This is a genomic window from Paenibacillus ehimensis NBRC 15659 (assembly GCF_004000785.1).
Classification (GTDB): Bacteria; Bacillota; Bacilli; order Paenibacillales; family NBRC-103111; genus Paenibacillus_G; species Paenibacillus_G ehimensis.
This window is the reverse complement of sequence record NZ_BILX01000049.1, coordinates 35400-47520: the sequence shown is the minus strand read 5'-3', so window position 1 is coordinate 47520 and position 12121 is coordinate 35400. Positions and strand designations below refer to the sequence as shown.

Sequence of the window (12121 nt, the reverse complement as noted above, 5' to 3'; positions counted from 1 at the left end):
CCGGCTCACTTGGCTGTCCTGGCGATGATCGAGCTGATCGGCGCGCTGCACCACCGATAGAGCTGCAATCCCCTCTCCCGGAGAATCGATTATTCGATCTCGGGAGTTTTTTTGTTTTGCCTAGGCGGAATGATGGTTAGGAATAGTTATCGGAAAAATATAATAATATGGTTCGATTCCCAGAATACTGGGGATTGGGGAAAAGGAGGAGAAACTATGTGGAGGAAAATGGCGGTTTCGATAGGTATCCTTGTCGTTTTATGCGTTGGAGGCGCGTTTGTCTATTTGAAGGCTAAGACGGGCACGCCTCCGCACATTGATCCATCGAAGCGCGAGCTGTGGCAATCGGAGGGATACAATTACATCCTTGAAATGGACGGCGAGAACGTCATCGTTTATAACTTTACGAAGGATAGCTTGCTTCCCTTTGCCTACGGGCAAATCGAGAAGGACGGCGTCATCTATGTTGAAAAGTTTCACGGCAATCCGCTGCTGAATACCACTCTTTGGAAAAGGGCGCCGTTGGGTCATTTTCAGAACGGGATTTTAACGGAAGAAACCGGGGCCGTGAAACGGTATAAGAAAATCGACGAGCTGCCGAAAGTAAAAATCAACGCGTTTACCAAAGATCCGATCCAAAACTTCGAAACGCTCTGGCAAATTTTCGACGAACGCTTCAGTTTGTTCGAGCTTGCCAAAGTGGATTGGAAGCAGGTGTACGAGGAGTATCGGCCTAAAGTAACGGAGCAGACGTCCGAGGAGGAGCTTCGTCTTCTGTTTAAGGAAATGATCGGAAAGCTGAACGACGGACATACGATGATTCTTTCGGGCACGACAACCACGGTTTCGCGGGAGGAGAGCGAGCGGGAGAAGCTTTATAACGAGAACGAAGAGACCATGCGGAAAAATATCCTCGGCTACCTGAATGGACCGCTTCAAAAGCGGTTGAACGACCAGCTTCAATACGGCCAAACGAAAGACGGCATCGGTTATATCGACATGAATGGGTTTGGCGAGTTCGACATGAAGAAAATCGACGCGGCGTTGGCGGATGTGGCCAAGGAGCTTGCCGGGAGTCGCGGTGTCGTCATCGATTTGCGCTTTAACGGCGGCGGGTCGGACGCCTTTGCGGTGGCTTTTGCGAACCGGTTTGCCGATCAGAAGAAGCTGGCGTTTTCGAAGCAGGCGAGAAGCGGCGGCCATGAACAATTTTTGGCGCCGACGCCGATTTATATCAAGCCTCAGGGGGAGAGCATCCCGGCCGATAAAATCGTCGTCATGACCAGCGAGGTCACCGCCAGCGCCGCGGAGATTGCAACGATGTCCTTGAAGGAGATCGACCGGGTGACAGTGATCGGCGAAACGACAAGAGGCATCCACTCCGATGTCTTGATGAACATTTTGCCTAACGAATGGATCGTCATGCTCAGCGCCGAGCAATATAAGGCTGCCGACGGCAAAGTTTACGAGCGGGTCGGATTGAAGCCGGACGAAGAAGTGCTGATCCGCAACGAAGATATTCAAGCCGGGAAGGACCCGGTGCTGGCGAGAGCCATCGAGCTGCTGAAATCGTAGCGGAAGGCCAGTCCGTCTTCATCCGATGATGATTTTCCCTTCCGGGTAGCGGTACAGCTCTTTTTTCGGATTCGGCTGCAAGGCGAACGCCAGCGTCACGAGTCCTACTCTTCCGATAAACATGACGCAAATCATCAGAATTTTGCCGGCGAACGTCAGATCGGCGGTCAACCCCATGCTGAGGCCTACCGTACCGAAGGCCGAGGTCGTCTCGAACAGGATTTTCAGAAAATCCTGGTCTTGGAAGGTGGACAGCAGCATCGTCGCGAAGGCGAGGAAGAATACGGCGGTCAGCGTGAATGTGACGGCTTTGTAAATGTCCTTCGCAGGCAGCCGGTGACGGAACAGCACGACGTCTTCCTTGCCGCGCAGCATCGCCACGAAAGCCCCGACGAGAATCGCGAACGTCGTAAGCCGGATGCCTCCTCCGGTGGAGCCGGGAGCCGCGCCGATGAACATCATGACGATCATCAGAAACTGCGTGGCGGTCCGAAGCTCGGCGATGTCGAGCGTGTTGACGCCGGCGGAGCGCAAAGTCATCGATTGGAAGAAGGAGGCGACGATTTTCGTGTCCCATGGCATGCCGCCCAGCGTCTTCGCATTGGTGAATTCGAAGATCAGGATGAGCACGGCGCCCGTCAGCACCAGAATGCCGTTCGTCGACAAGACGACCTTGCTGTGCAAGGACAGCTTGCGTTTCTTGGGAAATTCGATCAGCTCCGAGATAACGACAAACCCGATGCCGCCGAAAAAGATCAGCACCATGGAAACGAGATTGATGCCGAGATCGTTGACGTAGGGCGTTAAGCTGCGGAATCCGCCGAACAATTCGAAGCCCGCGTTGTTGAAGATCGACACGGCATGGAACACGCCGAAATAAGCGGCCTTCCCGAGCGGCATCTCCTGCGACCAACGCAGCATAAAATAAAGCGCCGCGGCCCCTTCGATAGTCATCGAATAGAGGAATACCCGGATGATCAGCCGGACGATGCCGTCAATATTGTCCTGGTTCATCGACTCCTTCAATAAAAGACGGTCCCGCAGCGAGACCCGGCGCTTCAAAGCCAGCGTGAACCAGGTGGCCATCGTCATGAAGCCGAGTCCGCCCAACTGGACCATCAGCAGCAGAACGATCTGTCCGAATAACGAAAAATGAACGCCGGTATCAACAACGATCAGCCCGGTGACGCAGGTGGCCGACGTTGCCATAAACAAAGCGTCGATGTATCTCATGGACTGCCCGTCCGCAGATGCGACCGGCAGGGTCAGCAGAAGGGAGCCGATGATGATAATGAGAGCAAAGCCCCCCGCCAATACGCGCGGCGGGGTTACTTTTATAAATTTGGCCGGAGTTCGCACCGGATTCACCTCAAGATCAGGTTTCCCACGGATGTTGTCATGGTTTTCCATATCATAGCATGGTACAATGCGGATTTCACTATGCGTCGGGGGAAAAAATCGCCCGGAAGGCCGGGGAGGCTGCCGCTTATTCCGGCTCCGGCGGCGTCCGGACGTACCCGAGCTGCCTTGAGGCCATGATCGGCGAAGTCGCGAATGTTTCTCTGTTTTTCGCGTCCGACGAGTGCGGCTTCGTAACCGGTTCCACGATTACGGTGGACATCTTGCGGACGCGAGCGAGTTTTAAGGGCAGCGGACCTGTGACGGCACAGCCGTCCGTTTCCTTGAATGCCGCGCCTTACGCCGTTTCGGCGTTGCAGTTCGGCGCCGCTGCGGGGAGGGGGCGGCTTTTTGCCGTGTCATTTCCGCACGAATACCCGTTGTACGGCGTGGTTCGCCCCTTTTTCCAGAATCATCTTCGCGCGTCCCTTGGTCGGCAAAATGTTCTCGTGCAGGTTGACGGCATTGATGTCTTTCCAGATCCCGGAAGCGGTTGCGACGAGCTCCTCGCCCTGCAGCTCGGCAAAACGGTGGAAGTACGACTTCGGATTGAGAAACGCCGTCTCGCGGAGCATCCGGAACCGTTCGACGTACCACTGCTCGATGTCTTCTTCCTTCGCGTCGACATAAATCGAGTAATCGAAAAAATCGCTGACGAACACTTGGGACTGCTTCCCGACTTGCAGGACATTGATCCCTTCCACGATCAAAATATCGGGCTGGCGGATCGTCTCTACCTCATCCGGTACGATATCGTAAGATAAGTGCGAGTAGACCGGGGCATGGACGACGGGCTTGCCCGCTTTAATATCGCGGATAAACCGGAGCAGCTTTTTGATGTCGTAGCTTTCCGGGAAGCCCTTGCGCTTCATGAGCCCTCGTTCCTCGAGCACGCGGTTCGGGAACAAGAAGCCGTCCGTCGTAATCAGCTCCACGTTCCGGTGCTCCGAACACCGCGACAGCAGCAGCTGCAGCAGCCTCGCCGTCGTGCTTTTGCCCACGGCCACGCTCCCGGCGATGCCGATAATGAACGGAACCGGTTCGGCGCCGTTCTGCAGGAACGAAGCGGACGTGCGGTGAAGTGTCCTGGCGTTCTCCACCAGCAGATCGAGAAACCGCGTCAGGGGAAGATAAATTTCTTCGACCTCTTGAAACGGGACTCTGTCGTTCAAGCCTTTGAGCTGCTCGAACTCTTCCGGCGTAATGCGAAGCGGCGCGGTAGCGGGCAGTCCGGACCACGCCTGACGATCGAATTCATAATAGAGGGAGTACGGATTCATCGGAACCTCGCTGTAATAAAATGGTTTAGTGGTAATGCATTTTCATATCATAGCATGACCCGGCGGCGATTTCACTAGTTTGTTACTCCCGAAAACAAGCCGGTTCGGAGCAAAGGCGGGCTAATCCCATATCCATAGCATCATCTAAGCCGTGAGCAGCACGGTTTTTTGGTTGAATTTGGGTATTTAATGGTTTATAATGGTATCAAATGATAGATAAAACTATCAATTTCATTGGAGGTGAGGCGGGGTTATGAGAACGGCCAGATCGGCGACAAGAGAGCTCAGGCTTCATGCCATTCTTGATGCGGCTACGGAGCTCCTGGTCGAGAAGCCTACGGCATCCTTGAACGAGATTGCCGAATACGCGGGCATCGGTATTGCCACCCTGCATCGGTACGTGGAGAGCAGGGAGCAGCTGATGCTGCAGCTGGGGCTAAGAGCGGCGCAGGTGGTGGGAGAGACGATAAGCCGGATCCCGCTGGACGAGGAATCGAGCGAAACCTATATTTCGCAGCTGATGGAAGCGCTGATTCCGCTTGGGGACAAAATTTATTTTCTCGCTCATGAAACCTCGCTGAATTACAACCCCGAGATGTCCGCGGCCGAGGAGAAGCTGAAGGAACCGCTGCGTTACATGATCCAATCGCTGCAGCGCAAAGGCCATTTCCGGCAGGATATGAGCAGCGAATGGATTCTGAACGTGCTGTACTCGCTCCTCTTTGTCACCTGGCAGCAGGTTCATGAAGGCCACGTGGCCAAAAAATCGGCGGCGGCGCTTGTTCTCGAGACGCTGTACCACGGTTTTAAAGCAAGCAAGCCGTAAGCAGGCTGAAAAGGCTCGGCAAGGCAAATTGATTCGGGAGGATGCGCGTTATGAGTGAAGCGGGAGTGATTCCTCAGCCCAGAACTTACGGTCTCCTTGGAAATTTACCTTTGATCGACAGCAAGAAACCGACTCTTTCGATGTGCAAGCTTGCGGAAGAGTACGGTCCCATTTACCGGCTAACGATTCCCGGTTATTCGAGCATCGTCGTGTCCGGGCATGAACTGGTGGCGGAAGTCTGCGACGAATCGCGCTTCGACAAAAGCATTAAAGGCGACTTGGAGAATGTGCGCGCCTTTGGCGGAGACGGGTTGTTTACAAGCCGGACGGATGAGCCGAATTGGCAAAAAGCCCATCGTATTCTTCTCCCTACCTTCAGCCAGCAGGCGATGAAAGGGTACCATGCGATGATGGTCGATATCGCCTCGCAGCTGATTCAAAAATGGGCCCGCCTCAATCCCAATGAAAGCATCGATGTCGCAGAAGACATGACCCGGCTTACGCTGGATACGATCGGCTTGTGCGGCTTCAATTACCGCTTTAACAGTTTTTATCGCGAAACGCCAAGCCCTTTTATTAACAGCATGGTCTGCGCTCTGAACGAAGCCATGATGCAAAGCGGGCGCTTGAAAATTCTAAACCTGTTCATGGTGCGGACGAGGCAGCAGTTTAACCAAGATATTCAAACGATGTTTTCCCTCGTGGACAAAATCATCGGGGAACGAAAGGCAAGCGGGGACCGGGGCGAAATCGACCTGCTGGCCCGGATGCTGAACGGGAAGGACCCGGAGACAGGCGAGAAATTGGATGACGAAAATATCAGGTATCAGATCATCACGTTCTTGATCGCCGGACACGAAACGACCAGCGGCTTGTTATCGTTCGCTTTATATTTTTTGATAAAGCATCCGGATGTGCTTCAGAAGGCTTATCTGGAAGCGGACCGGGTGCTGACGGATTCGTTTCCGTCGTATGCGCAGGTGCTGCAGCTCCATTACATCCGGCTCATATTAAACGAATCGCTGCGCTTGTGGCCAACGGCCCCGGGATTCGAGCTCTATGCGAAGGAAGATACGGTCATTGGAGGAAAGTACCGCATTCACAAGGGAGAAGGCATCGGGGTTCTCCTGCCGCAGCTTCACCGGGACAAAGCCGCCTGGGGCGCGGACGCGGACGAATTCCGTCCCGAACGGTTCGCAGATCCCGGCGGCATTCCCGCCCATGCCTACAAGCCGTTCGGTAACGGTCAACGGGCCTGCATCGGAATGCAGTTTGCGCTTCACGAAGCGACGCTGGTTCTCGGCATGATTCTCCGGCATTTTGAGCTGGTGGATCATACGAACTATCAGTTGGACGTGAAGCAAACTTTGACGCTCAAACCGGGCGATTTTCATCTCCGCGTACGGCCGCGGCGCAAGACGGCAAGCCCCACAGTTCAGGGACCGGAAACACCAGCCCATTCCCAAGCCGTCGAAGCGGAGCCAAGCGAGCAGCAGGCAAACCGTCCGCTTGCAGGGGCGGAAAAGACGTCTCTGCTCGTGCTTTACGGTTCCAATTTAGGCACGGCGGAAGGGATCGCCCGCGAGCTGTCGGATACCGCGCGGGCACAAGGCTTCCGAAGCGAGGCTGCGCCGCTGAACGAGTGGATCGGAGGGCTGCCCAAGGATGTGGCGGTGCTCATCGTCACCGCGTCTTATAACGGCAAGCCTCCTGGCAATGCGCGCGAATTTGTGAAATGGCTGGAAGGCGTGCAGCCGGGCGAGCTTCGAGGCGTTCGCTACGCCGTATTCGGGTGCGGGGACCGCAATTGGTCCAACACGTATCAGGACGTGCCGCGGTGGATCGACGAGCAGTTGGCCCGGAAGGGAGCGGCGAGACTCTCGGTACGCGGCGAGGCGGATGCCGGCGGCGACTTCGAGAAGCAGCTCGATGAATGGCGGGTCCGCCTCTGGTCCGACCTTAGGCATGCTTTTGGACTGGAACGAGACAACGCAGAGAAGAAGCAAAGCGGCGTTCAAGTCCGAATGGTCAGCGGCTTGGAAAGGATTCCGCTTGCCCGTGTCTATGATGCCGTTTACGCTGCGGTGGCGGATAACCGCGAGCTCCGGATGGCCGGCAGCGGCCGGAGTACGCGGCATCTGGAGATCGCGTTGCCGGATGGGGTTGCCTACCGGGAGGGGGATCTTCTCGGAGTGCTGCCAAGCAACAGCCAGGCCATTGTCGGCAGGGTTTTGCGGCGTTACGGATTGAAGGGGAGCGATCAATTGATGGTTTCGGCGACAAACGGTAACGGCCCGACGCATCTCCCGCTGAACCGCCCGGTCGGTATCCATGAGCTGCTGAGCCGGTGCTTAGAGCTGCAGGAGCCCGTTACCCGCGAGCAGCTGCGCGAGCTTGCGGCGCATACGGTGTGTCCTCCGCACAAGCGCGAATTGGAAGCGATGGCTGAGGCGAGCGACTACGAGGAGCAGATCCTGAAGAAGCGCATTTCGATGCTGGACCTGCTTGAAAAGTATGAAGCTTGCCAGCTGCCGTTCGAAAGGCTGATCGAACTGCTGCCTCCTCTCCAGCCGAGGTACTACTTCATAACGAGCTCCCCGCGGGTCAGTCCCCGGCAGGTCAGTATTGCCGTAGACGTTGTGCAGGCCCGCGCTTGGAGCGGGGGCGGCGAATACCGGGGCACGGCATCGAATGCCTTGGCCGGGAGCAGGCCCGGGGAAGAAATCTTGATCTTCATCCGTTCGCCCGAAGCCGGATTGCGGCTCCCGGAAAATCCGGCGACGCCGATCATCATGGTGGGGACCGGGACGGGGGCCGCGCCTTTCCGCGGCTTTTTACAGGCGCGGGCCGCTATCCGCGAGAAAGGAGTTGCGCTGGGCGAGGCGCATCTTTATATCGGATGCCGCAGCGAAGCGGATTCGATTTATCGCGAGGAGCTTGAGCAGTACGATAGGGAGGATGTCGTTACCCTTCATCGAGCTTTTTCCGATGCGGAAGGGAAAAGCAGCCGCCATGTACGGCATTTGCTGGAACGCCATGCCTCCCATTTGATGAACATCCTTGATGGGGGAGGGTGCATCTATGTATGCGGGGATGACGCTCAGGCGATCGCGGAGGTGGAGTCGGCATTGCAACAAGCCTACCGGACGGTGCGCGGAGCAGGGGAGCGGGAAGCGCAAGCTTGGCTGGAGCGCCTGCGGACGGAGGGGCGTTACGCGAAAGAAGGATGGGCGCACGTACACCCGGAAAATCGCGTCGCCCTGGTCAAGTAGCTGCTCGTAGGCGCTGTTCGGACCGGAGCAAACCGTTTTATTCAAACTGTCCCTAATGATGGGTTCACGCGGATGTTACACTGAAAGCATATGAAGTTCGGGGGAGAGGGGCATTCGCATGAAACCTAAGGAACGCGCAGCTATTTATCTAATCACCGGAGTGATGGCGAGCGGCAAATCGACGGTCGCACAGCTGCTGGCCGAGCAATTCGACCGGGCGGTTCATCTGCGCGGCGACACGTTCCGCAGGATGATCGTCAAAGGGCGGGAAGAGCTGCTTCCCGACGCCTCGGAGGAGGCGACCCGTCAGCTGCGTTTGCGGTACCGGCTGGCGGCCGCCGCAGCCGACACGTATGCCGATGCCGGCTTCACCGTCGTCGTGCAGGACGTCGTCATCGGGCCGATGCTGGAAGAGTTTGTCTCTTTCATCCGGCATCGTCCGCTTTATGTCGTCGTGCTGGCGCCCGGCGAGGAGGCGGTTGCCGCCAGAGAGGCGGCCAGGGGGAAGAAAGGCTACGGACTGTGGACGGTTGCCGGGTTGAACGGTATTTTGCATAACGAAACGCCGAAAATCGGCCTCTGGCTCGATACGTCCGAGCTGACTCCGGAAGAGACGGTGAGCGAGATCATGAGACGCTCCGCGGAAGCAGCGTCCGTCTGAGCCGATGCCGATACGACGCCGTCTACGCGGCGGCCTTAACCCGATGTTTTCGGCGGGTTAAGGCTTTTTTCATTTCCCCGGGTTCCAGTCTTTTCCGTTAATATTCCGTTTAAAAAAGTATCGTAAAGTACAGATTGTCAAACGGAAGAGAGTTATAGGAAAATAGAATGGAGTTGGGATACATATGTCAAATCCGAAAAAATCAGCGAATTGGCGGCAATTGATCCGGCTGGTCCGGGAAACGAAGCCTTCCAAGGCTCTGCTGGCCGCCGCGCTGTTTCTAAGCATTATCTCGACCTTGGTCGGATTGGCGATTCCGCTGTTTACGAAAAATATGGTCGACAGCTTTTCGCTGACCTCCTTAAGCCTGACACAGATCGTGCTGATGGGGGCGGCCTTCGTCGGGCAGGCGCTTGCGGGCGGCATCGGGGTGTATCTGCTCAACCGGGCGGGGCAGCAGGTCGTAGCCTCTCTGCGGGACCGGCTGTGGAAAAAGCTGCTGGCTCTGCCGGTCTCCTACTACGACAATCATGAGACGGGGGAAACGATCAGCCGGATGACCAACGATACCGGCGTCGTCAAAGGCTTGATCAGCGAGCATTTGACCGGCTTCTTCACCGGGATTCTGGGCGTCGTCGGGTCGATTGCGGTTCTGCTGTATCTCGATTGGCGAATGACGCTGATGATGCTGATCGTCGTGCCGCTGGCCATCCTGATTTTGACCCCGCTCGGCAGACAGATGCATAAGATTTCGGTCGGCCTGCAGGATGAAACGGCCGGTTTTACGGCGGTGATCAGCCGGGTATTGTCGGAGATCCGGCTGGTGAAGGCTTCGAATGCGGAGACGGCCGAATACCGGAACGGGCGGACGGGCATTGAGAAGCTGTTCCGGCTTGGCTTGAAGGAAGGCATCGTGTCGGCGTGGGTCGGGCCGCTTATCTTTTTCATCCTGATGCTGCTGCTTGTGGTGATTATCGGGTACGGAGGCGCGCGGGTCGCTTCCGGCACGCTGACGGCGGGAGATCTGGTCGCGTTCATCCTGTATCTGTTTCAATTCGTGCTTCCGATTACGCAAATTACGACCTTCTTCACCCAGTTTCAAAAGGCGGTCGGAGCGACGGAACGAATCGCGGCGCTGCTGGAGCTCGGGGAAGAAGATCATGCCTCCGGCAAGCCCCTTGATAACGCAGGCCGGCCATTGATGCTCGAACACGTGACCTTCGCTTATAAAAACGGCGAAACGATACTGGACGACGTCAGCTTTACGATTCAGCCCGGCAAAGTGACAGCCATCGTCGGACCGAGCGGCAGCGGAAAAACGACGCTGTTCGCGCTGCTCGAGCGGTTCTACCCGCCGACCGAGGGCTTCATCAAACTCGGGGACGAGCCGATCCATGAGTACTCGCTGCCGTCATGGCGCAGCCGCATCGGCTATGTTTCCCAGGAAAGCCCGTTGATCGCCGGGACGATCCGCGACAATATCTGCTACGGCTTGCCGCATGACGTGACGGATCAAGAGCTGGAGCAGGCGGCGCGTATGGCCTATGCCGATACGTTCATTCACGAGCTTCCGAACGGCTACGAGACGGAAGTCGGCGAACGGGGAATCAAGCTGTCCGGGGGACAGCGGCAGAGAATAGCGATTGCGCGGGCGCTGCTGCGCAACCCGCAAATTCTGATGCTGGATGAGGCGACCTCCAGTCTGGACAGCAAGTCGGAAATCGTCGTGCAGCAGGCGCTGAACAACCTGATGCAGGGACGGACGACGCTGGTCATTGCGCACCGGCTGTCGACCGTGGTGGATGCGGACCAAATCGTCTTTCTTGAGAAAGGCAAAGTAACGGGCATCGGCACGCACGAGCAGTTGTTCCAAACGCATGCGCTGTACCGCGAATTCGCTGCGCAGCAGCTTCGTATTCAAGAACCGGTTTAAACGTAGGAGGGACGGGAGTGGAAGTACAGCATCGGGTGAGCCGAAGACCGCGGAGCGGATGGCGATTTTTGAAAAGTCTCTTCGGTATTTGCCTCTTACTTTTATTTTCGCTGGCGAGCTGGTCGGCCGCGTATTTCTTCATTCGCTATTTGCTGAATGCGCTGGGAAGCCGGCCTTCCGATTATGTCGGCCAGCTGTTTACCCAATTGGTGGCGTTTGTTACCAGCATGGGGATTATGGGGACGATCGGAGTTATTTTCCGCGACAAGCGCATGGAAATGTTCCGCCCGATGATCGATGCCATGCGGCGGATCGCCAAAGGCGATTTTACCGTCAGCATTCCCTCGGATGAGCGCGTCCCGGGCCAGTTCGGCGAGCTCGTCGAAAGCATCAACCACATGGCCGTCGAGCTCAATCAGATGGAAAAAATGCGCCAGGAGTTCATCTCCAACGTCTCCCATGAAATCCAGTCGCCGCTGACGTCGATCGGCGGCTTTGCCCGCATCCTGCAAAGCGACGAGCTCAGCCGGGAAGAACGGATGCATTATCTCGGCATCATCGAAAAGGAAAGCGCCCGGCTGTCCAAGCTGAGCGAAAACCTGCTGAAGCTGACCTCCCTCGAATCCGACCACCATCCGTTCGAGCGGAGGCGGTACCGGCTCGACAAGCAGCTGCGCAGCCTCATTCTGGCGTGCGAGCCGCAGTGGCACGATAAAGGAATCGACATGGATGTATCGCTGGAAGACGTCAGCATCGAGGCTGACGAAGATTTGCTGAGCCAGGTGTGGCTCAATCTGCTGCACAACAGCATCAAATTTACCCCGGCCGGCGGGACGATCGGCGTTCGGCTTAAGCGCAACGGTCAGCAGGCGGTCGTCTTCGTTACCGACACCGGGATCGGCATCTCCGAGAAGGATGCGGCCCATATTTTCGAGCGGTTCTACAAGGCCGACAAATCCCGCAACCGAAACGCGGGAGGGAGCGGGCTCGGGCTTGCGATCGTCAAGCGGATTGTCGAGATGCATACGGGCTCCGTTGCCGTGCAGAGCGTTCCCGGCGAGGGAACGACGTTTACCGTCAGGCTGCCGGCTTTGCCTTGAGCGGTTGATGCTCGGGGGAATAACAACGTTTTGTCGAATGGTTAGCGCATGACCAAATGGGAATTTTACCTGCCAT

At 56.7% G+C, this 12121-nt stretch carries 8 protein-coding genes; 6 read left to right on the top strand and 2 right to left on the bottom strand.

The window, feature by feature from the left end; all coding sequences use genetic code 11:
• Positions 1-216 precede the first annotated feature (216 nt).
• Positions 217-1575, top strand: a complete 1359-nt coding sequence (locus PEH01S_RS23280; RefSeq protein ID WP_164827997.1) for a S41 family peptidase — start codon at positions 217-219, stop codon at positions 1573-1575.
• Between the two features lie 18 nt (positions 1576-1593).
• On the opposite strand, the gene PEH01S_RS23275 is transcribed toward PEH01S_RS23280, so the two are convergent.
• Both PEH01S_RS23275 and coaA read right to left on the bottom strand, forming a co-directional pair.
• On the bottom strand, positions 1594-2934 hold the full coding sequence (locus PEH01S_RS23275; protein ID WP_025845268.1) for a TrkH family potassium uptake protein: 1341 nt from the start codon (positions 2932-2934) through the stop codon (positions 1594-1596).
• Positions 2935-3332: 398 nt separating this feature from the next.
• Positions 3333-4253: a type I pantothenate kinase gene (gene coaA, locus PEH01S_RS23270; RefSeq protein ID WP_025845269.1), complete on the bottom strand. Its 921-nt coding sequence runs from the start codon at positions 4251-4253 to the stop codon at positions 3333-3335.
• A 253-nt stretch (positions 4254-4506) separates the two neighbouring features.
• On the opposite strand from coaA, the gene PEH01S_RS23265 reads away from it, so the two are divergent.
• From PEH01S_RS23265 to PEH01S_RS23245, 5 genes are all read left to right on the top strand, one after another.
• Positions 4507-5079, top strand: coding sequence for a TetR/AcrR family transcriptional regulator (locus PEH01S_RS23265; RefSeq protein ID WP_025845271.1), 573 nt, complete (start codon positions 4507-4509; stop codon positions 5077-5079).
• A gap of 50 nt (positions 5080-5129) precedes the next feature.
• Positions 5130-8351 carry a bifunctional cytochrome P450/NADPH--P450 reductase gene (locus PEH01S_RS23260; RefSeq protein ID WP_127488319.1) on the top strand — a complete coding sequence of 1074 codons (3222 nt, stop codon included), beginning with the start codon at positions 5130-5132 and terminating at the stop codon, positions 8349-8351.
• 118 nt (positions 8352-8469) lie between these two features.
• Positions 8470-9012, top strand: a complete 543-nt coding sequence (locus tag PEH01S_RS23255; protein ID WP_127488318.1) for an AAA family ATPase — start codon at positions 8470-8472, stop codon at positions 9010-9012.
• 184 nt (positions 9013-9196) lie between these two features.
• Positions 9197-10945, top strand: a complete 1749-nt coding sequence (locus PEH01S_RS23250; RefSeq protein ID WP_127488316.1) for an ABC transporter ATP-binding protein — start codon at positions 9197-9199, stop codon at positions 10943-10945.
• Between the two features lie 17 nt (positions 10946-10962).
• Positions 10963-12045, top strand: a complete 1083-nt coding sequence (locus PEH01S_RS23245) for a sensor histidine kinase (protein ID WP_084159407.1) — start codon at positions 10963-10965, stop codon at positions 12043-12045.
• Positions 12046-12121: the final 76 nt, after the last annotated feature.